The sequence below is a fragment of the Limnobacter sp. SAORIC-690 genome (genome assembly GCF_002954425.1).
GTDB classification, from domain to species: domain Bacteria; phylum Pseudomonadota; class Gammaproteobacteria; order Burkholderiales; family Burkholderiaceae_B; genus Limnobacter; species Limnobacter profundi.
Genome location: NZ_MQVZ01000001.1, coordinates 1,756,154 through 1,778,949 on the forward strand (window position 1 = coordinate 1,756,154; position 22,796 = coordinate 1,778,949).

Consider the following 22,796-nt stretch of genomic DNA (forward strand, 5'->3'; position numbering starts at 1 on the left):
AAGCTGTATCAGGAGACGACAATGAGTTACAACGCCCCAGTCAAAGACATGATGTTTGTCTTGAAAGAATTGGCCGGCTTGGATCAAGTATCCCAGTTGCCCGGTTGTGAAGATGCAACCGAGGAAACTGTAGATGCTGTTCTGAATGAAAATGCGAAGTTCACCAGCGAAGTGGTAGCCCCTCTGAATTGGTCGGGCGACGTGGAAGCCGCCAACTGGAAAGACGGCGTTGTAACCACAGCCAAAGGCTTCAAAGAAGCATTCAAAGCCTTTGGCGGGCAGGGCTGGCAGGGCCTTCAGCACCCCACCGAATTCGGCGGTCAAGGCTTGCCCAAGCTGGTGGCAACACCGTGCATGGAAATGGTCAACGGCTCCAACCTCAGTTTTGCGCTGTGCCCCTTGCTAACCGATGGCGCCATTGAAGCGCTGTTGGTGGCAGGTAGCCAGCAACTGAAAGAAACTTACATTCCCAAAATGATTTCAGGCGAATGGACCGGCACCATGAACCTGACCGAGCCACAGGCTGGGTCAGACCTGGCGCTGGTGCGTTCCAAGGCGGTGCCTCAAGGCGATGGGACTTACCGCATTTCTGGCCAGAAAATTTACATCACCTACGGTGAACATGACATGGCCAAGAACATCGTGCACCTGGTGCTGGCCCGCACCCCCGATGCGCCCGAGGGCGTGAAGGGCATCAGCCTGTTCGTAGTGCCCAAATTCATGGTCAATGATGATGGCTCTCTGGGCAAGCGCAACGATGTGTATTGCGCATCCATCGAACACAAGCTGGGCATCAAGGCTTCCCCAACTGCTGTGCTGCTGTACGGCGACAACAAGGGCGAAGTGGGTCAAGGTGCAATCGGCTACCTGGTGGGTGAAGAAAACAAGGGTTTGCAGTACATGTTTGTGATGATGAACGCCGCCCGTTTCCAGGTGGGTGTTCAGGGTATCGGTTTGGCCGAGCGTGCGTATCAAAAAGCCGTGCAGTATGCCAACGACCGTGTGCAATCCCGCCCTGTTGATGGCTCGTCAAACGAAGCGGTTGCCATTATTCACCACCCCGATGTGAAACGCATGTTGATGAGTATGCGTAGTCAGGTTGAAGCTGCGCGCGCCATGGCTTGCGTGGCAGGTGCCGCTTACGACGCAGCGCACTACCACCCGGATGAGGCTGCACGCAAACAGAACATGGCGGTGTATGAATTCATGGTGCCGCTGGTGAAAGGCTGGTCTACTGAAATGAGCATCGATGTCACCTCCACGGGTGTACAGGTGCACGGAGGCATGGGCTTTATTGAAGAAACCGGTGCAGCACAGTACTACCGCGATGCGAAAATCCTGACCATTTATGAAGGCACTACAGCAATTCAGGCCAACGACTTGGTTGGCCGCAAAACCTCACGCGATGGTGGTGCAATGGTTAAAACCTTGTGCGCCGAGATTGCACGTACTGTGGTTCAGCTCAATGAGTCAGGTTCTGCTCATGCCAAGGCAGTGGCAGCTCGCCTGGACGCAGCTCGCGCTTCGTTCCTGGATGCGGCACAGTTTGTAGTCGACAACATGAAGAGCAATCCCAACGCAGTGTTTGCGGGTTCAGTGCCTTACTTGAAATTGGCTGGCACCACTGTGGCTGGCTGGCAAATGGCGCGTGCGCTGTTGGCTGCAGAAGCGAAAATCAAGGCCGGCGAAACAGACAGTTTCTACAGCGACAAGATTTTGACTTCTCGTTTCTTTGCTGACCATGTATTGAACACAGTGCCCGGTTTGCGCGACAGCATTGTGAATGGTTACCAGGGTGTTACAGAAATGGCTGTTGCGAATTTCTGATTGACCCTGGTTGTTCTGTCATTGAGAAGCCCCTCACATCGAGGGGCTTTTTGTTTATGCTGAATGCATGAATTATTCTCACCTCGCTGACCTGGTGTTGCTGATCCACTTTGCCATTGTGCTATTCGTGGTGGGTGGCTTGCTGCTGATCGTATTGGGCAATTTCTTGCGTTGGTCTTGGGTGAACCACTGGTGGTTCAGGGGCATGCACTTGCTGGCAATTTCAGTGGTTGTTCTTGAAAGCTGGCTGGGCATTGAATGCCCGCTCACCACACTTGAAAACTGGTTGCGACTGCGGGCAGGGCAGGGTGTTTATCAGGGCAGCTTCATTCAACACTGGGTGCATAGCGTGATGTTCTACCAAGCCCCGGGCTGGGTGTTTGCCTTGGCCTACACCCTGTTTGCCCTCGCTGTCGTGGCGGCTTGGTGGCGCTGGCCGCCGCAGCGAATTTGCAGTTAATACTTTGTTTTTGGGTCATGCATTGCCTTGGCAATCGCTTGAATCACAACATCGTGGTGTGTGGTTTGTTGGGCAATTTCCGTTGTCTTGGCGGCCTTGGCTTTCTCGCATTCGGTCATCGATTGATTCGCCGGGCTGTTTGCCAAAGCAAGGGTGGATGCGGTGCTTAAGGCGATTGCAAAGCAAGTTTGTGCGAATGTTTTCATGGCGGTCTCCAGTGGTTGAAGATTCGGTACGACCTCGTACCGAATCCAGTTCCACTGTGCGACCTTTTGAATGACAAACTTCCCACTGCATGATTACAGTTGTGTCATTCTGGTCTTACCAACCCCCAATGCTAGCGCCGGCTGCATCAAATCCACCGATCGCGCCGTCGGAGAACCAGCCTGAAAAGTCCAGTAAATCCGCAGTTTCAGTCACAAGTACTGTGGGTAGTTCAGTGGCTTGGGCCAGGCCAATTCCAGCCAAAACAAGCAGCAAAATTAATGTTGTCCTGAGTGCTTTGTTTGCGGTTTCAAACAGGTTCCAGTTCAGGTCCAGGCCAGTGAGGTTTTCGGGCCATTCGTTCATGATTCACACTCCTTTTGAGATGGTGTGAAGTCATGGTATTGATGTACATTGTGCAAATAAACTACCGGTATCGAATTACACCATTGCGCCATGAGCAACAATTTCAATGAACTTCAAGCGGCTGAAACCTTCCTGATGGTGGTCAACACTGGCAGTTTTGCGGCTGCGGCCAAGCTGAAAGGCGAGAACCCGTCCAGTATCAGCCGGGCAATTGCGCAGCTCGAGGCTCATTTGAATATCCGTCTGCTTAACCGCACCACGCGGCAGGTCAAAATTACCGAGGCGGGCGAAATTTATAAACTGTATGCGCAGCGCATGCTGGAAAGTCAGCAAGAGGCGCGTGATGCGATTACCCAACTGCAAAGCGGGCAGCCGCACGGAACCGTTCGTATCAGCCTTCCGGTGATCGTGGGCGAAAAGATACTCGCACCCCGCCTGCCTGAATTTCATGCCAAGTACCCCGATGTGCAACTGCAAGTGGACCTCTCCAACCGCAACGCAATGATTGTAGAAGAAGGCTTTGATATTGCTTTGCGTGTTGGCTTGTTGCAAGACTCCACCTTGCGGGCCCGCAAAGTGGCCACCATTTGGCGAAAGTTGTATGCCGCGCCTGCTTACCTTGAAAAGCATGGCGTACCCCAAACCCCGGCAGATCTGGTTCACCACCAGTGCATTGCATTTTCTCAGCGCGGCGACCAAAAAGAATGGGAGTTCTGGCCTAAAAATGGCGCGCAGCCCAGTCAAAAGCACCGGGTGATTTCATGGCTTACCTGTTCCAGTCCAATGATGGTGGTGCGTGCCATTCAGTCGGGTCTGGGTTTGGGTCGAAGCGCAGACTGGATGCTGCAGGGCGCCTTGGCACGTGGCGAACTGGTTGAAATTCTTGCAGATTGGTATTGCGACAACCCGGCCACAGGCGGTTTGCCCATGTACTTGGTGTTTCCACCGGGTTTAAGCAGCCAGTTGTCCCTGAAAACCCGGGTGGTCGCCGACTTTCTGGAGCAAATTGTTCGCACAGAATTCAAAAAGGCAGATTAAACCGCATTTTGCTGACAGCGAATCTTTCAGCCATCGGCTACATAGCTGAACAACAAAAAATATTCTCAGAGACACAATGCTCGGCAACACCTGCATCACGATCGGTATGGGTTTAAGCCTGACCGTGGAAGATTTTCGACGCACCGCATCACACCTCCGGTTGCGATGGAACTGTAAATCAACGAAGCCGTGAAGCAGGCGGTGATGCGCGCATGGAATTCAACTTACACCTTTGGTAAGTACCTTTCCCCAACTGCGGAGGCATTTTGTTATTTCATACTGGAGCGAGGTGAGCCCTTTTTGATCTCCGAATTTCAAGAGCATCACCTCAACCTGATGCAAAATACAATCAAGCCTTGACGGCAAGCAAACCTACTTGCCTGCCGCTGCCTTGGCAACATACTTGGACAGCACTTTGATCTGCTCTGCCGTCAAACTGTTTTTGTAAGAAGGCATTTGTCCCAAGCCATCCCGCAAGGCCCTGGCCACTTGGTCTTCGCTGGGTTTCAGTTCATCCAGTACCGGCCCTATTGCCCCTTCAGAACCTGCATCTGCCAAGGTGTGGCACACAGCGCAAGCAGGCACTGCTTGAGAGGTGAAAAGTTTCTTACCCAAGGCCATGTCTTCTGCTTCCCCTGCCGAGGCTGCTGTTGCAAAGGACAGCACCAGGCCGAGCATCCATACAGTCTTTGATATCATGCCACACTCACTTTGATTGAATGGTCCAGCCAACTGTTGTTGTTGTAACCACTTTTGTTTTCAACACGGGCTTCGGGCTGGCTTTCACCGCTTGTGTCGGTCGCGCGGCTGGCCAGCTGGTATTCACCCGGCTTCAAATCGGCTTCCAGTACAAACTGGCGCCATGCATATTTGCCAAGGTCTGGACCTACAAACTTCGCAGCAGTCCATGTTTTCCCGCCGTCAGTGGACACCTCAACACCCTTCACTGCATGGGTACCCCCGAAGGCCACACCGTGGATTTGAACGCGCCCAGCCTTGATGGCGCCATCCTCCGGCAAGGGTGCGTTGATCCAGGACTTGATCGACATCTGTTGAACCGAAGGCAGGTCTGGACCAGACGTGCCCCCGATGGGCGTGATCCGGTAACCGTGCGACATGATCTTGGCCTTGGTTTCCTGTTCGGTGAATGCCAGGCGCTTGATGTACTTGATGTTGTTCACACCGGTAAAGCCCGGCACGATCAGGCGCAAAGGTCCGCCATGTGCCAGGGAAATGGGTTCGCCATTCATTTCCCAGGCCAATAGTGCGTCTTCCATGGCATCAGCCGACACAGATCGTTCCACAATTACACTCAAGGGATCCAGCCCGTCTGGCAACTTTTCACCACCTGTTCCTGTCATGTATTTTGCACCTGCTTTCACGCCACCGTGGGCTTGAACCAGTGCGCGAACGGGTACGCCGCTCCACACCACACAGCCAGCCGCGCCCACTTTCCAGGGGGTGCCGCTTGGTTTGTGCGGGAAGAATCCACGCCCGTTGCCTGAACACTGCAGCACCATGGCGGTTGTCTCAAGCCCCATGGTTTTCAGTTCGGCCAGTGTCAATTTTGCGGGTTTGGCAACCCCGTCAATTTCCACCACCCAGGCATCCCGATCTTTCAGGATTTCAGCATCGGGAGGTGGTAGATTGTTGCGAACAAACAGTTGGTCGTTGGGTGTAATAACGCTGGTGCCATAGGCGCTTCGTTTGGTCTCCAGTGTGTTGTTGCTATGTACGATAATGTCGCCAGGAATTTTCCAGTCGGCGTAACCCGGCAGGGGTTTTGCGTCTGCGGCAAAACCAAGTTTGGTCCAGCTGGCCAGCCCCGCCATGGCCATGGCCGCGACAGTACCCTTAAGCACATGTCTTCTGGCATTCGATGAAATTGTGTTTGACATCTCGTTCTCCTTTGGTTTGTTTTAACTGCTTTTTGCTTCAATCAATGCACGGTTCGCGGCTGAAATCGCCTTCTCTTTCTGTGCAACCATTACAACTGCCTTGCCATCAGCGTTGTGCCTGACCTGCCAGTACACATCACGCCACCAGCCACTGCCTTGTGGAATGTGAACACCTTCCTCAAAGGCAAACAAGGTGACCATGCCGCCCTTCTCAAAAAAGGTTGTCAAGTGATACGCCAAATTTCCGTCGATATCGCAAGGGCGCATCAGTTGCGCGAAGCCGGGCACTGGCTTGTTGGCGGGCAAGCCAAACTTTGGCATCAGTTCAGCTGATGTTATGAACTGTCCCCTCAGGGTTCGTTCGTAATATTCATGCTCAATAGCTCCGCGGACCAGTTCCGGTGGGCGAAGCGCAAAGAACCCGCCGCCCACCATTGCGAACAGGCCCAGTGCCAACAAACCGCTGACAAGCGGCGTGCGCCAATAGCGTTCGCGTTTGTACAGGCTCGAGGGGGCTTCGCTTGGCTGGTACGCCAGGGACAATTCAGCACGGGCATTCAGATCGAACTCGCTGTCGATTGATGCGTCAGGAAAAGTGTTGCGAGGGTCATCCATCTTTAGACCGAAGAAGAGTAGTAATTTTGTTGGACGAATCAACGGGAGGCGCAGGATTCATGACTTGCTTCAACGCGTCGCGCGCACGGGCCAGTCTGGACATCACGGTGCCTGGCGCAATTTCAAGTGCCTCGGCAATGGCCATGGTGCTCATGTCATCGAAGTAATACAGCACCAGCACTTCGCGATGAATGGGTGCAATTCTGGCCAAGGCCCGAACTGAATCAATACGGGAGTCGCTGTCCGGCGCGAACTGATCAATGTTGCCGTTTGCTTCGTCGTCCAGTTGCGAGGTTTTTGGTTGTGCGTGGCGGATCACGCAGCGCCGCATGATGCGAAACAACCAGGCTCGCGCCAGGGATTCATCTTTTAACTGTTTGCGATGCTTCCATGCCAAAAAATAAACATCCTGAACAATGTCTTCAGCCAGCACCTTGGAGCCCGTCAACGCCCATGCACTGCGTATCAAAAAGCGGTAATGCTCTTTGACCCACTGGTTGTATCTGCTTTCGGCGCTGGACAGAAAAAGGCTCATAGTCGTATAAGAGCACAGATGCGAGCATCTCATTCCATGGTTTGCAAAATAAAAAACCGGTTGCCACAGGGGGATGCTTAAAATGTGAACTCAAGTCCATGTGGGCGCAAATTGTGGTGGGCGGTTTGCTGTTGATTGCGTTGGGCATCGAATGCACGCTGACCACGTTCGAGAACTGGCGGCGGCCTGGTGGCGATGGCCGCCAAGGTGATTGGAACTATTTGATCGGTCGGGTGCAAAAAGGCGGAAAAAACGTCAATTTGCTGACAGCGCATGGGTTCGGCATCGGCTACATTAGCTGAACAACAAAAAATATTCTCGGAGACACAATGCTCGGCAACACCTACATCACGATCGGTTTACCGGTTTCCCTTTTTATCATCATGATCGGTATGGGTTTAAGCCTGACCGTGGAAGATTTTCGACGCATCAAAGAACAGCCCAAAGGGGTGATCGTTGGTACGGTGTTGCAACTGCTTGGTGTGCCTTTGCTGGGGTTTGCAATCGGTGGCATTTTCGGTGGCGGTGTCATGGCGGCCGGTCTGGTGCTGAGTGCAGCCATGCCCGGCGGTACTACTTCGAACGTGCTCACTTACCTGGCCAAAGCCAACCTGGCTTTGTCAATTACGCTCACCGTGCTGGCCAGCCTGCTTACCGTGGTGACCATTCCGTTCTACATGGCCTACGCTTTGCCCATGTTTGTAGGCGAGGGCACGCAGCTTGAACTTCCATTTCTGAAAACCCTGCTTACCATGATGGTGATCGTGATTATCCCAGTGTGTATTGGCATGTTTATTCGTGCCAAGAAGCCGGAGTTGTCACAAAAGTTTGAACCGGCAATCAATAAATTCGCGGTGTTTGTGCTGGTTGCAATTATTGTGTTGATCGCAATCAGCGAGTCTGAAAACATGCCTGGCTGGTTTGCCGAGGCCTGGATGCCCGTGATGGCGCTAAATTTTGCTGCCGTCGCTCTAGGTTTGCTGGGCGGAAAAATTAGCGGCTTGAATGCCCGAGACAGTTTGACTGTGTCAATTGAAATGTGTGTGAAAAACTCGACACTGGGTTTGACCATTGCGCTGTCATTGCTGGGCAATGCTGAAATAGCTGTTCCGGTTGTTGTTTATGGCTTGTTGATGTACGCCACGGTGGCGGTGTTGTGTTGGTATGGTCGACGCATCGCGGCCTCAAGCCCTGCTTAATCCCCCGAAAGTTCTTCAAAGTTCTCGATAGGCCACACTTCGGTGTGGCCGAACCCGGCTGTTCCGGGTATAATTCTCGGCTAGCTGAATGATTCTTAGGCAAAAAGCCTGCGCGGGTGTTATTTGTCCCCGGGTGTTTTGTCGCATCTATTGGAGTTTCCCTTGTCGAAATTAGTCGCAAGCGCCCACCCGCGCGCCTTGCTCGCGCTCGCAGACGGCACAGTATTCGAGGGCATTTCTTTTGGCGCCCCCACCACGCAAGTGGGTGAAGTGGTGTTCAATACATCGCTCACGGGTTATCAAGAAATCGCCACCGACCCATCCTACTGCCGCCAAATTGTCACCCTCACTTACCCTCACATCGGCAACGTTGGCACCAACCCTCAGGACGAAGAATCCGCCGGGTTGCATTTGTCTGGCCTAGTCATCAAAGACCTGCCTGAACTGGTGTCCAACTTCCGTTCAACAATGCCCTTGGCTGATTACCTGAAAAAGCATGGTGTGCCTGGCATTGCTGGTATTGATACCCGCAAGCTGACCCGTATTCTTCGTGAAAAGGGCGCCCAGAATGGCTGCCTTTTGACTGAAGGCAGTGGCGAAACCTTGAGCGCTGAGCGCGCCATTGAACTGGCCAAAGGCTTCCCTGGTCTGGCTGGTATGGACTTGGCCAAGGTGGTTTCCTGTACAGAAGCCCATGAGTGGGTTGAAGGCGAATGGGCTTTGGGTGTGGCTGCTGAAGAGCCCCATTTCCAGACTGGCGAGCGCCCACATCATGTGGTGGCATTCGACTATGGTGCCAAGCGCAATATTTTGCGCATGCTGGCCCAGCGTGGCTGCCGCGTAACAGTGGTGCCGGCTCAAACCCCGGTGGAGAAAGTACTGGCCCTGAACCCCGATGGCGTGTTCTTGAGCAATGGCCCAGGCGACCCCGAGCCCTGCGACTACGCCATTTCTGCCATCAAGCATATTCTGGACAACACCAAACTGCCCGTGTTTGGCATTTGTTTGGGCCACCAGCTTATGGCTTTGGCCAGTGGTGCCAAAACCATGAAAATGAAGTTTGGCCACCATGGGGCAAACCACCCGGTACAAGACCTGAAAACCAAGCGTGTGGCCATTACCAGCCAAAACCATGGTTTTGCTGTAGATGCCGATTCATTGCCTGCCAACCTGCGCGTTACGCATGTGTCCTTGTTCGACGGGTCTATCCAGGGCCTGGAGCGAACTGACCGTGCAGCCTTTTGCTTCCAGGGCCACCCGGAAGCCAGCCCAGGTCCGCACGATTTGGCAGAACTGTTCGACCGTTTTATTTCAGACATCAAGGCAGCCAAGGCGTAATACGCTCTTGTGCAAACCTGTTTGAACCGTATTGAAATTTTTAAAATTAAAGGGAAGTTATGCCAAAGCGTAACGATCTAAAAACAATCCTGATCATCGGCGCGGCCCCATTGTGATTGGTCAGGCCTGCGAATTCGACTACTCAGGTGCTCAAGCCTGTAAAGCGCTTCGCGAAGAAGGCTATAAAGTGGTGCTGGTCAACAGCAACCCTGCCACCATCATGACTGACCCGGAAATGGCCGATGTTACTTACATCGAACCCATCACCTGGCAGGTTGTTGAGCGCATTATCGAGAAAGAACGCCCCGATGCCGTGTTGCCCACAATGGGTGGTCAAACTGCCTTGAACTGCGCGTTGGACTTGGCCAAGCACGGCGTGCTGGCCAAATACAATGTCGAGTTGATTGGCGCGAAAGAAGAAGCCATTGAAAAAGCTGAAGACCGCTTGAAGTTCAAGAACGCCATGACCAGCATCGGCCTGGATTCTGCGAAGAGCGGTGTGGCCCATTCCATGGAAGAAGCGCTTGAAGTGCAGGCCAGCATCGCCAAGCAGGTTGGCAGCAACGGTTTTCCGGTCATTATTCGCCCCAGTTTTACTTTGGGCGGAACCGGTGGTGGCATTGCCTACAATGCTGAAGAATTCGAAACCATTTGCCGTCGTGGTCTGGAAGCATCCCCCACGAACGAACTGTTGATCGAAGAAAGCCTGATTGGCTGGAAAGAATACGAAATGGAAGTGGTGCGCGACAGTGCAGACAACTGCATTATCGTGTGTTCCATCGAAAACCTGGACCCCATGGGCGTGCACACCGGCGACAGCATTACCGTGGCGCCTGCACAAACCCTGACTGACCGCGAATACCAGTTGATGCGCAATGCTTCCATTGCCATTCTGCGTGAAATTGGCGTGGATACCGGTGGTTCTAACGTTCAGTTCTCGATCAACCCGGCCAATGGACGCATGATCGTGATCGAAATGAACCCGCGTGTATCGCGTTCATCGGCTTTGGCATCCAAAGCCACGGGCTTCCCGATTGCCAAAGTGGCAGCCAAGCTGTCTGTGGGTTACACCCTTGATGAATTGAAAAACGACATCACCGGCGGCTTGACCCCCGCGTCGTTCGAGCCTTCCATCGACTACGTGGTCACCAAGATTCCACGTTTTGCATTCGAAAAGTTCCCCACAGCCGACGACCGCCTGACCACACAGATGAAGAGTGTGGGCGAAGTGATGGCCATGGGCCGCACCTTTCAGGAAAGTTTCCAGAAAGCCCTGCGTGGCCTGGAAGTTGGCGTGGATGGTTTGAATCAGAAAACAACCGATCGCGAAGTGATCGAACGTGAATTGGGTGAACCCGGCCCCGAGCGAATTTTTTATGTGGGCGATGCGTTTGCCCAAGGCTTTAGCCTGGAAGAAGTACACCAGTTGACCAAAATTGATCGTTGGTTCCTGATTCAAATTCAAGACATCGTGGACACGGAACTAGAGCTGGAAACCAAAACGCTGGCGGATCTTTCCGAGCCAGTGTTGCGCTTACTCAAACGCAAGGGCTTCTCTGATCGTCGCTTGGCTTATTTGCTGGATGTGTCGGAAGCTGAAATCCGCAAGCTTCGCCACCAGCACAATGTTCGCCCTGTGTACAAGCGCGTAGACACTTGCGCTGCCGAATTCAAGACCGGCACCGCTTATATGTATTCCACCTACGAAGAGGAATGCGAAGCCGCGCCCACTGACAAGAAAAAGATCATGGTGCTGGGCGGTGGCCCCAACCGAATTGGTCAGGGTATTGAGTTTGATTACTGCTGCGTGCATGCCGCCATGGCACTGCGCGAAGACGGCTATGAAACCATCATGGTCAACTGCAACCCTGAAACGGTTTCTACCGATTACGACACTTCCGATCGCCTGTACTTCGAGCCATTGACGCTTGAAGACGTGCTTGAAATTGTTGCCATTGAAAAGCCCGTGGGTGTGATTGTTCAGTACGGTGGTCAAACGCCATTGAAATTGGCGAAGTCACTCGAAGCCAATGGTGTACCCATTATCGGTACCAGCCCTGAAAGCATCGACATCGCCGAAGACCGCGAGCGCTTCCAGAAGCTGCTGACCAAGCTGAACCTGCGCCAGCCGCCTAACCGCACTGCACGCACTGAAGCCGAGGCCATTGCACATGCCCAGGAAATTGGTTACCCACTGGTGGTGCGCCCAAGCTACGTGCTGGGTGGCCGCGCCATGGAAATTGTGCATGAGCAGAAAGACCTTGAGCGCTACATGCGCGAGGCCGTGAAAGTGAGCAACGACAGCCCTGTGCTGCTCGACCGCTTCCTGAACGATGCGATTGAGGTGGACGTAGACGCCTTGTGCGATGGCCAAACCGTGATGATCGGCGGCGTGATGGAGCACATTGAGCAAGCGGGCGTGCACAGTGGCGACTCAGCCTGTTGCCTGCCCCCCTACAGCTTGTCTGCTGATATGGTCAATGAATTGAAGCGTCAATCCGAACTCATGGCCAAAGCCTTGAACGTGATCGGTTTGATGAACGTGCAGTTCGCGATTCAAAACGACACTGTGTATGTGCTGGAAGTGAACCCACGCGCCTCGCGCACTGTGCCTTATGTGTCCAAGGCCACTGGCAAGCAGTTGGCCAAGATTGCCGCGCGCTGTATGGCCGGCCAAACCTTCGCGGCCCAGGGCGTGACGGAAATTCCCGTACCGAAATATTTCTCGGTAAAAGAAGCCGTGTTTCCCTTTGTGAAATTCCCCGGGGTTGACACTATTCTTGGCCCTGAAATGAAGTCCACGGGCGAGGTCATGGGCGTTGGCCGCACTTTCGGTGAGGCGTTTGTGAAGTCGCAGCTGGCCGCGTCGGTCAAGTTGCCTGAAGGTGGCACCGCTTTCATCAGCGTGAAAACCGAAGACAAGAAGCACACCGTGAAACTGGCCAAAGGCCTGGTTGATCTGGGCTTCAAGATTATTGCAACGCGAGGCACGGCAGCGGCCATTGCTGAAGGTGGCATTGAATGCACCGTGGTGAACAAGGTGCTTGAAGGCCGCCCGAACATTGTCGACATGCTGAAAAACGGAGAAGTGCAGTTGGTGGTGAACACGGTTGAAGAGCGCCGAAGCGCGATTAACGACAGCCGTTACATTAGAACCACTTCACTGAGTTCTCGTGTTACGATCTTCACAACCATGGCAGGTGCACTGGCTTCAGTCGAGGGCATGAAACACCTCGGCGCAATGGACGTTTACAGCGTTCAAAGCCTGCATGCGGAACTCTCCGCTTAATCTGCCTGTCTGAACCTTTAAGCCGTCTCATAGCAATGTTTGCTATCAGGCGGCTTTCCATTTGCAGGAACAACTGAATTTATGGCCACTATCCCATTGACCGTCAAGGGCGCTGAAAAGCTGAAACAAGAATTGCATCGCCTGAAAACCATTGATCGCCCAGCGGTGATCAATGCCATTTCCGAGGCGCGCGCGCAGGGCGATTTGTCGGAGAATGCCGAATACGATGCAGCCAAGGAAAAGCAGGGTTTTATCGAAGGGCGTATTAAGGAAATTGAAGGCAAGATGAGCAATGCACAGATCATCGACCCCACGAACGTAGATGCGGAAGGCCGCGTGGTGTTTGGCGCGACTGTGAAGCTGGAGGACATTGAAGCCGGCGCCACAGTTGAATACCAAATTGTGGGCGACGATGAGGCCGACATCAAAGCTGGCCTGATTTCCATTTCCAGCCCGATTGCGCGTGCCTTGATTGGCAAGTATGAAGGTGATGTGGCCCATGTTCAGGCACCAGGCGGTTTGCGCGAATACGAAGTGCTGGAAGTAAAATACATTTGATGGTTTTTGTTAAAGGGGTGCAATAACAATGACTTGGCGCGGTTTTCGGGGTGCGGAACTGGCGTTCTGGGCAATTTGGCTCGGGGCTTTGTGGTTCATGGCCATTCTGGTTGCGCCGGGCTTGTTCAAATGGTTGCCACGCCCTGAAGCGGGTTTGGTGGCAGGCCGATTGTTTTACATGTTGGCTTTGTATTCCCTGGTGAGCAGCGCTGTGTTGTTAACCTTGTCAAATTTTGCTGGCGAATTGCGCGCAAGTTTGCGGCTGAATGCCTTGATGGCCGTTATTTTGGGGGTCAGCGTGGTTGAGCTTGCCTGGCTTCAGCCCCATATGAATACCTTGCGTGAAGCCATGGCGGGTTTGCAAGGAGACGAGCTTGCGGCCATGCGTAGCCAGTTCGGCAACATGCACGCCATTTCAAGCGTGCTGTATTCCGTCAAGATGATTGGTGCGCTGGTGTGGGGCTTGAACCGGTTTGGTGTCACAAAGGACAATAAGCCAGCCTCGATTCCAAAGGCTTGAGTTAGTCTTTGGAAACAAACTGACGCTTGGTTTGGCGTGGACCTTTGGGTTTTGGTCGGCTTTTTGCCTTGGCTTTTTCGGAGTCTTCTGCTTTGGGGCGGAACAACACCAGCAACTTGCCAATGTGTTGAACCAAGGCTGCGCCAGTTTCATCGCAAATGGCTTGCGCATATTCAAGGCGGGCTTCCCGGTCGTCGCCAGCCACGCGTACCTTGATCAGACCATGTGCATTCAGGTTCATGTCGATTTCTTTGACCACATTGGGTGTTAAGCCCTTGTCGCCAATCAAAACTACCGGATCCAATGCATGGGCCTGGGCTTTAAGCGCCTTTTTCTCGGCGGGTGTCAGGGTTACAGCTGCGGTGTCCGTCATATTAATTTTTCACTCGGTTGGGTAATCGGTGGCTAAAAAGAAGAAACTCAATAAAAACTGGTTGCATGACCACATCAACGACCCATACGTGAAAATGGCCACGAATGCGGGTTATCGCGCCCGTGCGGCCTTCAAACTGAAGGAAATCGCCGAGCCAGAAGGGTTGTTGAAGCCAGGCATCAAGGTGGTCGACCTGGGCAGCGCGCCGGGAAGTTGGTCGCAGGTGCTTCGGGAAGCCTTGGTTGGGCCCGGGGGTGTCATCAATGGCCGTATTATCGCACTGGATCTGCTTCCAATGGAACCAATTGCGGGTGTTGAGTTCATTCAAGGGGATTTTCGCGACGAAGCCGTGCTCGAAGACCTGAACCAGCGCTTGGGTGGCGAAAAGCTGGATCTGGTGGTTTCCGACATGGCGCCCAATCTTTCCGGTGTGGCTGCAGCCGATTCAGCCCGAATTGAGCATGTGTGCGAGCTGGCCATTGATTTTGCATTGAATCACCTAAAGCCCAATGGGGCGCTGATCGTGAAGATTTTTCATGGGTCTTCCTACAGCAACATTGTGCACCAGATGAAGCAGGTGTTTAAAAGCGTGTCGCCGCGCAAACCCAAGGCCTCACGAGACCGTTCTCGTGAAACCTTTTTGCTTTGCAAGGGTCTTAAATAGGTATTTTGCAGCATCATGATCCAGGCGATTGCGATTGTTAATGCACACCATGAAATAGTGTGATGGCGTATTTCATTCGCTTGGGTTTAAAATGGATAACCTGCCCCCATTTCCCTAGGGTGGTGGCAGAGTCCTCGAGGAGAAGTGGCATTGAATAATTCGTTTTCCAAAGCAGCAGTCTGGTTGGTTGTAGCGCTGGTGCTCTTTACTGTGTTCAAACAGTTTGAAGGGCAACAAACACGCTCCAACGAAATGACCTATTCCGAGTTCATGCAGGATGCGCAAAATGGACGCATCAAGAGCGTGATCGTTGAAGGGCGTGTGGTTCGCGCCCTGACTACCGATGACCGTGAGCGAGTGGTTTATTCGCCTGGCGACATCTGGATGGTCGGTGACCTGCTGAAGTACGGTGTGCAGGTGCGCGCCAAGCCCGAAGAAGAGCCATCGCTGTTGATGAGCCTTTTCGTGAGCTGGTTCCCCATGTTGCTGCTGATTGGTGTGTGGATCTTCTTCATGCGTCAAATGCAGGGCGGTGGCAAGGGTGGTGCATTCAGCTTTGGTAAAAGCCGCGCCAAATTGCTCGATGAGAATACCAACTGTTACCTTTGCGGACGTTGCAGGTTGCGACGAAGCCAAAGAAGACGTCCACGAGCTGGTTGAATTCCTGAAAGATCCCACCAAGTTCCAGAAGCTGGGTGGCCGAATTCCCCGTGGTGTGTTAATGGTGGGTTCACCAGGTACGGGTAAAACCTTGCTGGCCAAAGCCATTGCAGGTGAAGCCAAGGTGCCTTTCTTCGCGATCTCTGGTTCCGACTTCGTTGAAATGTTCGTGGGTGTGGGCGCGGCTCGTGTTCGCGACATGTTCGAGCAAGCCAAAAAGCAAGCTCCCTGTATTATTTTCATTGACGAAATTGATGCGGTGGGTCGCCAGCGTGGTGCAGGTTTGGGTGGCGGTAACGACGAACGCGAACAAACCCTGAACCAGATGCTGGTTGAAATGGACGGTTTCGATACCAACCAGGGCATTATCGTGATTGCTGCGACCAACCGCCCCGATGTACTCGACCCAGCCTTGCTGCGTCCAGGCCGTTTTGACCGCCAAGTGGTTGTTAGCCTGCCCGATATCCGTGGCCGTGAACAAATTCTGAAAGTGCACATGCGCAAAATCCCAATGTCGCCAGACGTGGATGCATCTGTACTGGCCCGTGGTTGCCCCGGTTTCTCGGGTGCTGATTTGGCCAACCTGGTGAATGAAGCCGCTTTGTTTGCCGCACGCCGCAATGGCCGTGTGGTTGAAATGAACGACTTTGAAAAAGCCAAAGACAAGATCATCATGGGTGCCGAGCGCCGCAGCATGGTGATGCCCGAAGAGGAGCGCCGCAACACGGCCTACCACGAGTCGGGCCACGCTGTGGTTGCCAAATTGATGACAAAAACCGACCCGGTGCACAAGGTAACGATCATTCCGCGTGGCCGTGCCTTGGGCGTGACCATGCAGTTGCCGGAAGGCGACCGTTACAGCATGGACAAAGAACGCATGCTGTGTACCATCGCCGTGTTGTTTGGTGGTCGTATTGCTGAAGAAATTTTCATGAACCAGATGACCACGGGTGCATCGAATGACTTTGAGCGCGCAACAGCCATTGCCCGCGATATGGTGACCCGTTACGGCATGACCGAGGCCCTTGGCCCCATGGTGTATGCCGAGAACGAAGGTGAAGTGTTCCTGGGCCGTTCAGTGACCAAGACCACGCACATGAGCGAGCAGACCATGCAAATGGTGGATGCTGAAATTCGCAAGATCATTGATTCCCAGTACAAAGTGGCTTGGGATATTCTGGATCAGAACCGTGACAAGGTTCACACCATGGCCAAGGCTTTGCTGGAGTGGGAAACCATTGATGCGGATCAGATTAACGACATTATGGATGGCAAAGACCCGCGTCCACCCTCAACTGGCGGTAGCACACCACCCACGGGTGGTAGCCCAAGCTCCAGTGGTGGCGGTGGCGAGAAGGTTGCTCCTGCGCCTCAGCCTGCACCTGCTGCAATGAGCGTGAAAGCAGATTAAACGCTGCTGGATTGGTTAAGCATGAAAGCCGTTGGTTTCGCGACCAGCGGCTTTTTTGTTGACTTCTCGCGAGGCTTGGGTGCTACGTCACCAAGCCTTAAGCAAGTCTTCTGATTGTGGAGCGGCGTTGGTGTGGTCGAGACTTGGGTACTGTGCCACCTTGCCTAAGCAATGCTTCTGATCCGGCTTGATGCTTCTGGCTTGGGGCATGCGAAACGCTTAAGCGTCTTCGCATCGGTTCCTAGCGGAACCGCCCCGCGCTACGAAGCCGCCGGGAAGCCTTGCAAAGCCGGCAAGGCGGCACAGCGCCCAAGCCTCGCCCGAACCAACGCCAGCAGCGCCACGCCCGCGCTAGTAGGCCAGTAAGCCAGTACGCTAACTCCGTTGCCAGTGCGCTCAGGGGCGATACCCTCGCAGCGCCGATCAATAACAAGGGGGTATTCAGGTTTTCTGGCGAAAGAGGGTATGCACCTGAGCAAGCTAAGCGGAACAGGTTTTCACCTTTGCCGTAAAATACCAGCACAGCAACTCGCAAGGCAGCACATGGTTCGCACTTGGAAAGCAGGTCGTTTCGAGCTTACCTACACGCACGGCAAGCCTTTGATTATGGGCATCGTGAATGTCACGCCCGATTCATTTTCGGACGGTGGCAAGCACCATAAAACCAGTCTGGCAATTGAGCATGCCCGCAAGCTGGTGGAGCAGGGTGCACAAATTCTGGACATTGGCGGGGAGTCTACCCGGCCGGGTGCTCTGGGTGTTGACGCAAACGAAGAATGGGCGCGCGTCGCAGACGTTCTGAAAGAGCTGATGAACTGGAATGTGCCGTTGTCGATCGACACCATGAAAGCCGACGTGATGGCGCGTGCGGTAAATTTGGGTGTGGACATTCTGAATGATGTAAATGGTTTTCGGGATGCTGGTGCGGAAGCTGTGCTTGCGCAATCGAACGCGGGTGCGGTAGTGATGCACATGCAAGGTGAGCCGCGTACCATGCAAAACTCGCCCCAGTACAACCATGTGGTCAACGATGTTGAGGCATTTCTGAACCAACGCATGGTGGCGCTTGAGCAAATGGGTGTGCAGGCAAGCCGTATTCTTGTGGACCCTGGCTTTGGTTTTGGCAAAACACTGCAACACAACATTGATTTGCTGAGGGCAACGCCCTTGTTTTCTACTTTGGGAGCTGGGGTGTTGGTGGGCGTGTCGCGCAAGCGCATGATAGCCGAGCTTACAGGGCAAGCTGACCCTGCTTTGCGCACGGCCGGCTCGGTGGCTGCGGCAAACTACGCGGCGCAACACGGGGCGGCTGTGTTGCGCGTGCATGATGTGCGTGAAACGGTGGAGGCCTTGAAAGTGGCCTTCGCCTTGAATCAATGATGCAGGCGGCCAGCGTGCCCAAGTTGCCCACGATTTACGTGAGCGTTGCGGCATACCGCGAGCCCCACCTTTATTTGACCATTCATCAATTGTTTGCCAAAGCCGCTCACCCACAGCGAATTCATGTGGGTTTGGTGGATCAGTCCGAGCAGTTGAACCCGGCGTGGTTAGGCCAGTTTCCCGCGCGCAAAAACATCAACTATGTGGGCTTGTCGCCCGTGGATTCTCGCGGTGTTAGCTGGGCGCGGTCCATCGCTTTTTCGCTGTACAACGACCAGGATTATTTGCTGCAAATTGATTCTCACACTTTGTTTGATCAAGGCTGGGATGAGTTGTTGATTCAACAACTGCTGCGGCTTCAAGCGACTCACCCCAAGCCGTTGATTAGCACCTACCCGCCAGGTTTCCGGTTTGATGGGCAGGGCAGGGCGGTGGCGGATGAACCTGCAAAATCTGACGAGATATTTTTCATTGAACGCGACCCTGACAGTGTGTTGACCGCCGAGCGCGCTGTGTTGCAGTTCCGGGTGGTGCGAAAGCGGGCTGAGCAGCCTAATACGACCCACCTGCCGGGTTTTCATGTGGGGGCGTGTTTTTTGTTCACCACGGGCGATTTTACCCAGCAGGTGCCGTACGACCCCTATCTGTATTTTCGGGGAGAGGAACAAAGCCTTTCCTTGCGCGCGCATGCCAAGGGCTATCAGGTGTTTCACCCTCGGCACAATCTGATTCCGCTGTATCACTTGTACAAAGAGGTGGGCAAAGTGGTTGAGGGGCAGCATTGGCACCCCGACATGGAGGCCAAGCGCCACACAGCTTTTGGTTGGTTGCAACAACGGTCCAACGAGCGTACCCATGCCTTGTTCACGCCAGGCGCTGATTTGGGGGTGTATGGGATAGACAACCCGGCGCACCTTGAAAGCTTTTGTAAATTAAGCGGGATTGATTACCTTGGGCGCACTGCAGTTCCCGTAAAATCAGATCAATAAACACCATTCACCTATTGCAGATATTCCATGAGCAGACAATATTTCGGTACCGATGGCATTCGCGGCACAGTGGGGCAAAGCCCCATGGTTCCCGACTTTGTGTTGCGTTTGGGGCAAGCCGCTGGCACGGTGCTGGCCAAACACGAAGGTGATGGAAGGCGCCCACAGGTGCTAATTGGCAAGGACACTCGCGTGAGTGGCTATTTGCTGGAAAGCTGCCTTGAAGCGGGCTTTACTTCGGTGGGTGTGGATGTGGTGATGGTGGGGCCGATGCCTACAGCAGGCGTGGCCTATTTGGCACGTGCCTTGAACATGTCGGCAGGCGTGGTGATTAGTGCCTCCCACAACCCTTACCAAGACAACGGCATCAAGTTTTTCTCGGGGGAGGGCACCAAATTGCCCGATGCCTGGGAGATGGAAATTGAAGCGCAACTCGCGTTGAATGCGCCTTGCAAATCATCTGAAGAGTTGGGCAAGGCCAAACGCTTGAATGACGCGGCGGGCCGTTACATTGAATTTTGTAAAGGCACTTTTCCCCGCGACAAACACCTGCGCGGGCTAAAAATTGTGGTGGATTGTGCCAACGGCGCTGCCTACCAAATTGCCCCCGCGGTTTTCCGTGAACTGGGAGCCGATGTGGTGGTGTTGGCTGATCAGCCCGATGGTTTGAACATTAACCGAGGTGTGGGTGCCACTTACCCCGACTTTGTAGCCAGGGCTGTGTTTGAACACAAGGCTGATTATGGTTTTGCGCTGGATGGCGATGCCGACCGATTGATTTGCGTGGACGGCAGCGGCCGAATTTACAATGGCGACGAGTTGTTGTTTGCCTTGGTCGCCGAGCGTTTGCACATGCAGGGCAGGGTGGATGGTGTGGTTGGCACCTTGATGAGTAACCTTGGGCTTGAGCTGGCCTTGAAGCAACTGAATGTGGGCTTTGAGCGCGCCAAGGTGGGCGACCGCTATGTGTTTGAAAAACTGCAGGCCAACGGCTGGCAGTTGGGCGGCGAAAGTTCAGGGCACCTGCTGGTTCTTGATCGGCATTCTACGGGTGACGGCATTGTGAGTGCACTTCAGGTGCTGCGCGCTGTGCGCAACCTTGGCATGCCTTTGGCCGATATTTTAAAGCCAGTGGCCATGCTGCCACAGGTGCTTAAAAACGCCCGCTTGCCCATGGGCTACGACTGGGCGAACGATGTGAAAGTGCAGGGCGTGTGCGAAGCTGTGAAGGCGGAGTTGGGCAGCAATGGTCGTTTGTTGATTCGCCCTTCCGGCACCGAACCTGTGTTGCGCGTGATGGTGGAAACGGCCGACAAAGGGACTGCCAATCGTTTGGTCGATTCTATTCTTGCGGCTTTGCCAAAGGCACCCCCACAATAAATTGTGGGGATGCGTCGAGGCGTTCTCAGGCCTGTTGATGTGTGCCGAGTTTAGGCTGGGCTGAGTGTTTGCAGGTGCTCAATGAAGGGACCAGGTTCTCCCGCTTCGATTGAAGATGAAATTGCTGCGGGCGTTCCAGCCAAAAAGCCTACTGGATCGGGACCGTCTCCAGGTTCACCACCCACGGGGGCGCCACCACCTTGCAGTGAAGACACGATGACGTCGGGTGCGCCTTCCAACGTGCCTTGAACAAACTCAGGGTTGCTTTGGTCTGGGGTGCCACGCACATCCGTGTAGGCGTCTCCATTCAAGACGGCTTGAATTCTGGGTGCCAGTTCGTCGCTACCCCCTGGTGCCCGGCTGGTCAGGAATGCCTGGCCAGCGCCGGGGCCTGATCTTCAACCGACGCTAGAAATGCGTCCGTGCCTGCATTGTATTCAGTTACAAACAGGTTCAGGCCTTCATCTACGCCTGTGAATGCGCGCTCCACGCCTTCAACAATTGCGGAGGCAAAGGCTGCGTCTGCGGGTACCAGCCCTTTCACAAGGGATGGAGCGGGCCCATCACCGCCACCGCCACCACCAGCGGCCAGTGCCTCTACGACAGCTGACGGAAAACTCAATACACCGTCTGCAATTGTTAGCACGTCGTTTTCGGTACCAATCACATCCATGTCAGTGAATGCGTCGTCTTCGCCAAAGCCATCATCGCCATCGGGGCCGTTGATGAATGTACCGAAGTCTGTACCGGGATCGGCATCATCATTTTCACCGTCTACATTACCCACGGCATCGGCTGCCAGAGAAGGTATCGCTTCGACCAGCTGGACTGCGACACCCGCAGTGTCGTCCATGATTTGACCAGCAAAGTTTTGTACTGCGAGATTTGCTGCGGCAAATCCATCCTCGGGGCTACCGCCGTTGGCGGGGTTGCCCGCTTCAAAAGCGGCTTGCATGTCACTTGCAAATTGCTGCTCGGGTGATTGCTCAACTGGATCGCCACCACCGCCTTCTGGGGGTGTGGGTGCGTAACCTTGCGGGTTGATTTCCTGCAAGTTCGCCGCGATGATACCCGCGGCCTCGGCTGCGCGGGTGGCGATGTTGTCGCCACCTGGGCCCTGGTTGATTCGGTCAAATACAACTGCAGTCATGTCTGTCTCCTTAGAATTATTAATAACAGCAAGAGTCACATCGGCGAATTGCCTTTGTGTGGTGGAGATGTCTCGAGAGACAATCCCCATTTCATGGAGGGCAAATGTGCCCAACGCAACCGCCGAACTGGCAGTCAGCGTGTCTGTTTGTTGCAGTACTTGAACTAGTGATGTAGAGGGCAAGCTGCCATCTCTCACTACATCTGCGGAGCTGAGCAATATGCTTTCGAGGTTTGTTCCGGCTGGCTCTGTGATGAATGCAACTTGTGGAACCACGACTGTTGGAAGGAAAACCTGTCCTCCAGAAGGTGCTGTGGCGTCTCCCGGCTTCACGTCAAATCGCATGGATTCGTTGCCAGTGTTCAGAGCAAGGTTTTCAACAGAAACCCCAGGGGTAATTTGCAATCCTTCCTCGCTGAATACTTTTCGTACAGCTTTTGCAATGTCTTGAAGCGACTGCGCCATGCTGCTGCGGGTCAGGTCCAGCGATAGATCCCGGATTTCCAGGGTTGTGCCCAAATTAACGGAAAACTCTCGAAGCGAAACTCCGTCTTCTCCCGAGCCAGAGGAGTCAGGCGCGGTGATGCTGTCCTCCCCTGCGTTGCGCATGTCTTCTTGGATTGAGCGTGTTGAGGCTGCGTTGAGAAGGTTCACATCCTCGATCGACAGCAATGGTCGATCTCCACCCGCAAACACCTGGATTTTTGGGTCGAGTACGGTCACTGTCCAGTCCATAGGATCGTCGGTTTGCGTTTCGATCCCAAGGGCTTCAAGGTTTTGAAGTTGAAGCAGTTGAATTCCGAGAGGTGCAATGGTCAGTGAATTGGCATTCAGGAGAATCGGCAGATCTGGACCGTCGGAGTCGGAGTCGCTGTCGGAGTCGGAGTCGGAGTCGCTGTCGGAGTCGCTGTCGGAGTCGCTGTCGGAGTCGCTGTCGGAGTC

The 22,796-nt window shown here is 54.0% G+C and carries 22 protein-coding genes and 2 pseudogenes; 15 read left to right on the plus strand and 9 right to left on the minus strand.

Annotated features, from left to right (window positions below; translation table 11 throughout):
• The first annotated feature begins 21 nt into the window (after positions 1–21).
• Both BSZ31_RS08400 and BSZ31_RS08405 read left to right on the plus strand, forming a co-directional pair.
• Positions 22–1,827 carry an acyl-CoA dehydrogenase gene (locus tag BSZ31_RS08400; protein WP_105028374.1) on the plus strand — a complete coding sequence of 602 codons (1,806 nt, stop codon included), beginning with the start codon at positions 22–24 and terminating at the stop codon, positions 1,825–1,827.
• A gap of 67 nt (positions 1,828–1,894) precedes the next feature.
• Complete coding sequence (locus BSZ31_RS08405) at positions 1,895–2,287, plus strand: DUF2784 domain-containing protein (protein WP_105028375.1); 393 nt, start codon at positions 1,895–1,897, stop codon at positions 2,285–2,287.
• Here BSZ31_RS08405 and BSZ31_RS08410 read toward each other — a convergent pair.
• Both BSZ31_RS08410 and BSZ31_RS08415 read right to left on the minus strand, forming a co-directional pair.
• Positions 2,284–2,493, minus strand: coding sequence for a hypothetical protein (locus tag BSZ31_RS08410; protein ID WP_105028376.1), 210 nt, complete (start codon positions 2,491–2,493; stop codon positions 2,284–2,286). The two genes, BSZ31_RS08405 and BSZ31_RS08410, sit on opposite strands and share 4 nt — an antisense overlap.
• Positions 2,494–2,608: 115 nt before the next feature.
• On the minus strand, positions 2,609–2,857 hold the full coding sequence (locus tag BSZ31_RS08415) for a hypothetical protein (protein ID WP_105028377.1): 249 nt from the start codon (positions 2,855–2,857) through the stop codon (positions 2,609–2,611).
• Between the two features lie 90 nt (positions 2,858–2,947).
• Here BSZ31_RS08415 and BSZ31_RS08420 point away from each other — a divergent pair, with 90 nt between their 5' ends.
• Complete coding sequence (locus tag BSZ31_RS08420; RefSeq protein WP_105028378.1) at positions 2,948–3,895, plus strand: LysR family transcriptional regulator; 948 nt, start codon at positions 2,948–2,950, stop codon at positions 3,893–3,895.
• 372 nt (positions 3,896–4,267) lie between these two features.
• Here BSZ31_RS08420 and BSZ31_RS08425 read toward each other — a convergent pair whose 3' ends face one another.
• From BSZ31_RS08425 to BSZ31_RS08440, 4 genes are read right to left on the minus strand one after another with little or no spacing between them, the layout of a single operon-like run.
• On the minus strand, positions 4,268–4,594 hold the full coding sequence (locus BSZ31_RS08425; protein WP_105028379.1) for a cytochrome c: 327 nt from the start codon (positions 4,592–4,594) through the stop codon (positions 4,268–4,270).
• Positions 4,591–5,793, minus strand: a complete 1,203-nt coding sequence (locus BSZ31_RS08430; RefSeq protein ID WP_105028380.1) for a sulfite oxidase — start codon at positions 5,791–5,793, stop codon at positions 4,591–4,593. The genes BSZ31_RS08425 and BSZ31_RS08430 overlap by 4 nt, the downstream gene beginning before the upstream one ends.
• A 21-nt stretch (positions 5,794–5,814) precedes the next feature.
• Positions 5,815–6,408: a hypothetical protein gene (locus tag BSZ31_RS08435; RefSeq protein ID WP_105028381.1), complete on the minus strand. Its 594-nt coding sequence runs from the start codon at positions 6,406–6,408 to the stop codon at positions 5,815–5,817.
• On the minus strand, positions 6,401–6,943 hold the full coding sequence (locus tag BSZ31_RS08440; RefSeq protein WP_105028382.1) for an RNA polymerase sigma factor: 543 nt from the start codon (positions 6,941–6,943) through the stop codon (positions 6,401–6,403). The genes BSZ31_RS08435 and BSZ31_RS08440 overlap by 8 nt, the downstream gene beginning before the upstream one ends.
• A 98-nt stretch (positions 6,944–7,041) precedes the next feature.
• Here BSZ31_RS08440 and BSZ31_RS08445 point away from each other — a divergent pair, with 98 nt between their 5' ends.
• From BSZ31_RS08445 to BSZ31_RS08470, 6 genes and pseudogenes are all read left to right on the plus strand, one after another.
• Positions 7,042–7,245, plus strand: coding sequence for a hypothetical protein (locus BSZ31_RS08445; protein ID WP_105028383.1), 204 nt, complete (start codon positions 7,042–7,044; stop codon positions 7,243–7,245).
• Between the two features lie 27 nt (positions 7,246–7,272).
• Positions 7,273–8,142, plus strand: coding sequence for a bile acid:sodium symporter family protein (locus BSZ31_RS08450; protein ID WP_105028384.1), 870 nt, complete (start codon positions 7,273–7,275; stop codon positions 8,140–8,142).
• Between the two features lie 162 nt (positions 8,143–8,304).
• Positions 8,305–9,480, plus strand: a complete 1,176-nt coding sequence (carA, locus tag BSZ31_RS08455) for a glutamine-hydrolyzing carbamoyl-phosphate synthase small subunit (RefSeq protein ID WP_168426903.1) — start codon at positions 8,305–8,307, stop codon at positions 9,478–9,480.
• 59 nt (positions 9,481–9,539) lie between these two features.
• Positions 9,540–12,769: pseudogene (carB, locus tag BSZ31_RS08460) on the plus strand (carbamoyl-phosphate synthase large subunit).
• 81 nt (positions 12,770–12,850) lie between these two features.
• Entirely contained in the window at positions 12,851–13,327 is a 477-nt protein-coding gene (gene greA, locus BSZ31_RS08465; RefSeq protein WP_008250341.1) for a transcription elongation factor GreA, read from the plus strand.
• Between the two features lie 28 nt (positions 13,328–13,355).
• Complete coding sequence (locus BSZ31_RS08470; protein ID WP_105028386.1) at positions 13,356–13,847, plus strand: DUF4149 domain-containing protein; 492 nt, start codon at positions 13,356–13,358, stop codon at positions 13,845–13,847.
• A gap of 1 nt (position 13,848) precedes the next feature.
• Here the strand turns inward: BSZ31_RS08470 and yhbY are convergent, their stop codons facing one another.
• On the minus strand, positions 13,849–14,220 hold the full coding sequence (gene yhbY, locus BSZ31_RS08475; RefSeq protein ID WP_105028387.1) for a ribosome assembly RNA-binding protein YhbY: 372 nt from the start codon (positions 14,218–14,220) through the stop codon (positions 13,849–13,851).
• A gap of 28 nt (positions 14,221–14,248) precedes the next feature.
• On the opposite strand from yhbY, the gene BSZ31_RS08480 reads away from it, so the two are divergent.
• The 6 genes and pseudogenes from BSZ31_RS08480 to glmM all read left to right on the plus strand — a co-directional run bounded on the left by BSZ31_RS08480 (position 14,249) and on the right by glmM (position 20,704).
• Entirely contained in the window at positions 14,249–14,884 is a 636-nt protein-coding gene (locus BSZ31_RS08480) for an RlmE family RNA methyltransferase (RefSeq protein WP_008250353.1), read from the plus strand.
• A gap of 150 nt (positions 14,885–15,034) precedes the next feature.
• Positions 15,035–16,955: pseudogene (ftsH, locus tag BSZ31_RS08485) on the plus strand (ATP-dependent zinc metalloprotease FtsH).
• Between the two features lie 171 nt (positions 16,956–17,126).
• Positions 17,127–17,321: a hypothetical protein gene (locus BSZ31_RS16720; RefSeq protein ID WP_146106645.1), complete on the plus strand. Its 195-nt coding sequence runs from the start codon at positions 17,127–17,129 to the stop codon at positions 17,319–17,321.
• Between the two features lie 177 nt (positions 17,322–17,498).
• On the plus strand, positions 17,499–18,335 hold the full coding sequence (gene folP / locus BSZ31_RS08490; RefSeq protein WP_105029805.1) for a dihydropteroate synthase: 837 nt from the start codon (positions 17,499–17,501) through the stop codon (positions 18,333–18,335).
• Positions 18,336–18,349: 14 nt separating this feature from the next.
• Positions 18,350–19,324 (plus strand): GlcNAc-transferase family protein, encoded by a 975-nt coding sequence (locus BSZ31_RS08495; protein ID WP_168426904.1) that lies wholly within the window; start codon positions 18,350–18,352, stop codon positions 19,322–19,324.
• A gap of 27 nt (positions 19,325–19,351) precedes the next feature.
• On the plus strand, positions 19,352–20,704 hold the full coding sequence (gene glmM, locus BSZ31_RS08500) for a phosphoglucosamine mutase (protein WP_105028389.1): 1,353 nt from the start codon (positions 19,352–19,354) through the stop codon (positions 20,702–20,704).
• A gap of 50 nt (positions 20,705–20,754) precedes the next feature.
• On the opposite strand, the gene BSZ31_RS08505 is transcribed toward glmM, so the two are convergent.
• A complete protein-coding gene (locus BSZ31_RS08505; RefSeq protein ID WP_105028390.1) occupies positions 20,755–21,015 on the minus strand; it encodes a hypothetical protein in 261 nt (86 codons plus the stop codon).
• Between the two features lie 53 nt (positions 21,016–21,068).
• Positions 21,069–22,796 (minus strand): hypothetical protein (locus BSZ31_RS16875; RefSeq protein ID WP_206018574.1); only part of this gene is annotated, 1,728 nt, incomplete at its 5' end.

Excerpts from the sequence above, each read along its gene's own strand:
- BSZ31_RS08400 (WP_105028374.1), top strand. The coding sequence starts at position 22 with ATGAGTTACAACGCCCCAGTCAAAGACATGATGTTTGTCTTGAAAGAA.
- BSZ31_RS08405 (WP_105028375.1), top strand. The coding sequence starts at position 1,895 with ATGAATTATTCTCACCTCGCTGACCTGGTGTTGCTGATCCACTTTGCC.
- BSZ31_RS08410 (WP_105028376.1), bottom strand. The coding sequence starts at position 2,493 with ATGAAAACATTCGCACAAACTTGCTTTGCAATCGCCTTAAGCACCGCA.
- BSZ31_RS08415 (WP_105028377.1), bottom strand. The coding sequence starts at position 2,857 with ATGAACGAATGGCCCGAAAACCTCACTGGCCTGGACCTGAACTGGAAC.
- BSZ31_RS08420 (WP_105028378.1), top strand. The coding sequence starts at position 2,948 with ATGAGCAACAATTTCAATGAACTTCAAGCGGCTGAAACCTTCCTGATG.
- BSZ31_RS08425 (WP_105028379.1), bottom strand. The coding sequence starts at position 4,594 with ATGATATCAAAGACTGTATGGATGCTCGGCCTGGTGCTGTCCTTTGCA.
- BSZ31_RS08430 (WP_105028380.1), bottom strand. The coding sequence starts at position 5,793 with ATGTCAAACACAATTTCATCGAATGCCAGAAGACATGTGCTTAAGGGT.
- BSZ31_RS08435 (WP_105028381.1), bottom strand. The coding sequence starts at position 6,408 with ATGGATGACCCTCGCAACACTTTTCCTGACGCATCAATCGACAGCGAG.
- BSZ31_RS08440 (WP_105028382.1), bottom strand. The coding sequence starts at position 6,943 with ATGAGCCTTTTTCTGTCCAGCGCCGAAAGCAGATACAACCAGTGGGTC.
- BSZ31_RS08445 (WP_105028383.1), top strand. The coding sequence starts at position 7,042 with ATGTGGGCGCAAATTGTGGTGGGCGGTTTGCTGTTGATTGCGTTGGGC.
- BSZ31_RS08450 (WP_105028384.1), top strand. The coding sequence starts at position 7,273 with ATGCTCGGCAACACCTACATCACGATCGGTTTACCGGTTTCCCTTTTT.
- greA (WP_008250341.1), top strand. The coding sequence starts at position 12,851 with ATGGCCACTATCCCATTGACCGTCAAGGGCGCTGAAAAGCTGAAACAA.
- BSZ31_RS08470 (WP_105028386.1), top strand. The coding sequence starts at position 13,356 with ATGACTTGGCGCGGTTTTCGGGGTGCGGAACTGGCGTTCTGGGCAATT.
- yhbY (WP_105028387.1), bottom strand. The coding sequence starts at position 14,220 with ATGACGGACACCGCAGCTGTAACCCTGACACCCGCCGAGAAAAAGGCG.
- BSZ31_RS16720 (WP_146106645.1), top strand. The coding sequence starts at position 17,127 with ATGCTTCTGATCCGGCTTGATGCTTCTGGCTTGGGGCATGCGAAACGC.
- folP (WP_105029805.1), top strand. The coding sequence starts at position 17,499 with ATGGTTCGCACTTGGAAAGCAGGTCGTTTCGAGCTTACCTACACGCAC.
- glmM (WP_105028389.1), top strand. The coding sequence starts at position 19,352 with ATGAGCAGACAATATTTCGGTACCGATGGCATTCGCGGCACAGTGGGG.